This window comes from Streptomyces sp. AV19, assembly GCF_015999245.1.
Taxonomy (GTDB): domain Bacteria; phylum Actinomycetota; class Actinomycetes; order Streptomycetales; family Streptomycetaceae; genus Streptomyces.
Genome location: NZ_JAEAMR010000059.1, coordinates 1 through 2327, shown reverse-complemented (window position 1 = coordinate 2327; position 2327 = coordinate 1). Strand labels below are relative to the sequence as shown.

Below are 2327 nucleotides of genomic sequence, written 5' to 3'. Positions count from 1 at the left end.
TGTGGACCGGTCCCGCAGACCGGACACCTCACCGGCAGCTGCTGCGGCCCGGCCGCGCAGGGTGCCCAACGACCGGTTCAGCTCCTCGATCGCGTCGTCCAGGGCGCGAGCGGTCACGGCGGCGGCAGCGAACCGGGTGGCCAGGGTAGTGACCGCCTGCCCGCTGGCCGTCGCGTTCTGCCGCAGGCCGCGGAGGGAGGTGTTGACCGCCGCGAGCCCCGACGCCGTCTGATTGTCGACCCGGACACTGATCGAGATGTCATTGGCCACGCGGCTCGCCTCCCTCCGGGCTGCCGAGGCGCTCGATCTCTACGAGCTGGATGAGGTGCGCGTCCTCGGCGAGGAGTTCACTGGGCAGGCAGTGGAACTCCCGGCAGAGGGCGAGGATGAACTCCGCCCGCGCTAGCCGGCGAGGCTTTCGGACAGGGGCTCCATCGGAATCGACGCCACCGGGGACGGCCCGCCATCGGGCGAGCTCTGCCCCAAAGGGGCCGACACCCCGGCCAGCGCCTCGATCCAGGCGGAGGCCAGGCGCATCACGAAGTCCTGGTCCAAGGCGAAGACTTCAGCCTCGGTGATCGGCACCGGAACACCATCCTCGGTCTCGAGGTTCCAGGAGATCAGCGCCTGCGCGAACCGGCGGATCATGTCCGGTACCGAGGCGGCTTCCACTTCGCCGAGGCCCATCACCTCCAGGTACTCGGCGACGTTCAGGCCGCGCAGGGCGACCTCCAGCCCGCCGAGCTCGACGTCACCCTGGAACCGCAGGTGGATGCGGCGCGGCTTCTTCACGAACCCCATGCCGGCCCCCTTACGCCCACGTCGGCACGGTGCCGTCGGACAGCACGCCCGGGACCGCGAAGGTGAGAGCGCCGTCATCTGCGCGCGTGAGCGGATAGTCCGTGAACAGCACTTCGTTCGCCAGGGTTTGCCCGGACACCGTGAGCGTGACCGTCCGCGCCACGGAGGTGGACGGCACCGTCTTGAAGACGTCATGGCTCTGGTTGGCGGCGTCGTTGAAGACGCCGTTGAGGGTCACGCTAAAGTCGGCGAGCAGCAGCAGCCGCTCCATCGCGGACTTATCGATGCCGGTCACGTCCTGCACCGCCCGCGGAGTCGCGAACTCCAGGTTCGTGATGTCGTTTTTGATTGCCCTCGCGGTACCGCCCGAATCATCGACCGAGCATGTGGTCCACCCGAGGCCGCTCTCCTTCGCCAAGGAAATCACTCCCTCTCTAGATAGTCGATCGCCTTACGCAGGAGATCGGCGTTGTCCTTTAGTAGTCCGATTGCTCGGTTGCATTTCTGGCAGAGCAGGCCGCGTACGCGACCAGTCCTGTGGCAGTGGTCCACGGCGAGCCGGAACTTCGTTCCGGTGCGACCGTGTTCGTTCGGCTCATCCTCGCTGCATATGGCACAGACCCCGCCTTGCTGCTTGAGCAAGAGGAGGTAGTCATCAGGCGTGATGCCATAACTGTTGAACAAGGCCCAGCGGTGACGGTTCTCCCTCGCCCGCTCTTTGTTGTCGGCGAACCACTGTCGGGCTCGCGCTGAGCAACATTCCTTGCAATCGCTCCTGTACACGGCTTTGGCTGTTTCAGTCGCTCGGCGAGAGAGGCTGAATCCGGAGATAGGCTTCGTGACCCCACACTTCCGGCACGCCTTTGAGGCGAGTGGCATGGTCCAATTCTATTGAAATTCATAGCCACTTGTCTCACCCCTAGCCTTTCTCGTGTTGGTCGACGAGCCGGAGCTGATGCTCGCCGAAGTCCTCAACCCAATCCGCCGCCCGCTGGTGCCGGCGGGTCCGTCCGGTGGGGTTGCCGCGCCAGTCCCCATCCCGCACCGCGTACAGCTCCGGGCGCGTCTGGTGCTCGGCGAAACAGCGCTGCCCAGACTCGAAACGGAAGACGGTCAGCCCGTCGCCGCGCTTCGACTCACGGTGGGTACGGCGCGACTCGGCGCGGATGTACCGGGCTTGCTGCTGCCCGAGCGCGGTGGACTCGTCGATGACCGACGCCCACCCATACCGCCACGCCGCACAGCCCACCTGCTCGCACGCAGCCGCCACGAGGGTGTCACGGGGCTGGGCGATGCTGTACGTCTGGTAGGCCCCCGGCGCCAGGATCAGGCGGTCCGCACGGTTCATCGGGCGCGTCATCAGAACACCGTCGCTGTTGAGTTGCGGACCACCGAGACGGCGAACACCGCGTTGGAGAACGTCCCCGTTGTCACCACCCGCAGGTACCGCTCCACGGTCTGGCCGGCCGCAGTCGCGATCCGCTCGCTCGTCACCCCGGTGGCCGCGGTGAACGCGCCGCCGGTCA

The 2327-nt window shown here is 66.8% G+C and carries 6 protein-coding genes; 1 reads left to right on the top strand and 5 read right to left on the bottom strand.

The annotated features are described in order from the left end of the window. Positions 1-270, bottom strand: a 270-nt coding sequence (locus tag I5Q34_RS33130) for a hypothetical protein (protein ID WP_199896206.1), incomplete at its 3' end; no start/stop codon positions are given. On the opposite strand from I5Q34_RS33130, the gene I5Q34_RS33125 reads away from it, so the two are divergent. Beyond that, positions 257-406: a hypothetical protein gene (locus I5Q34_RS33125; protein WP_199896205.1), complete on the top strand. Its 150-nt coding sequence runs from the start codon at positions 257-259 to the stop codon at positions 404-406. The two genes, I5Q34_RS33130 and I5Q34_RS33125, sit on opposite strands and share 14 nt — an antisense overlap. Here the strand turns inward: I5Q34_RS33125 and I5Q34_RS33120 are convergent. Genes I5Q34_RS33120 through I5Q34_RS33105 form a run of 4 tightly spaced genes read right to left on the bottom strand, consistent with a single transcriptional unit; the run spans position 403 to position 2161 of the window. Further along, entirely contained in the window at positions 403-801 is a 399-nt protein-coding gene (locus I5Q34_RS33120) for a hypothetical protein (RefSeq protein ID WP_199896204.1), read from the bottom strand. The two genes, I5Q34_RS33125 and I5Q34_RS33120, sit on opposite strands and share 4 nt — an antisense overlap. Before the next feature lie 10 nt (positions 802-811). After that, the gene (locus I5Q34_RS35370) at positions 812-1219 is read right to left on the bottom strand and encodes a hypothetical protein (RefSeq protein ID WP_234429907.1); all 408 of its coding nucleotides are present in this window, start codon (positions 1217-1219) and stop codon (positions 812-814) included. Positions 1220-1224: 5 nt separating this feature from the next. Beyond that, the gene (locus tag I5Q34_RS33110) at positions 1225-1680 is read right to left on the bottom strand and encodes an endonuclease VII domain-containing protein (protein ID WP_199896203.1); all 456 of its coding nucleotides are present in this window, start codon (positions 1678-1680) and stop codon (positions 1225-1227) included. 40 nt (positions 1681-1720) lie between these two features. Next, the gene (locus tag I5Q34_RS33105; RefSeq protein WP_199896202.1) at positions 1721-2161 is read right to left on the bottom strand and encodes a hypothetical protein; all 441 of its coding nucleotides are present in this window, start codon (positions 2159-2161) and stop codon (positions 1721-1723) included. Between the last annotated feature and the right edge of the window lie 166 nt (positions 2162-2327).

Bases quoted from the DNA above. Each gene is read 5' to 3' on its own strand.
- I5Q34_RS33110 (WP_199896203.1), bottom strand. From the start codon at position 1,680: ATGCCACTCGCCTCAAAGGCGTGCCGGAAGTGTGGGGTCACGAAGCCT.
- I5Q34_RS33120 (WP_199896204.1), bottom strand. From the start codon at position 801: ATGGGGTTCGTGAAGAAGCCGCGCCGCATCCACCTGCGGTTCCAGGGT.
- I5Q34_RS33105 (WP_199896202.1), bottom strand. From the start codon at position 2,161: ATGACGCGCCCGATGAACCGTGCGGACCGCCTGATCCTGGCGCCGGGG.
- I5Q34_RS33125 (WP_199896205.1), top strand. From the start codon at position 257: ATGTCATTGGCCACGCGGCTCGCCTCCCTCCGGGCTGCCGAGGCGCTC.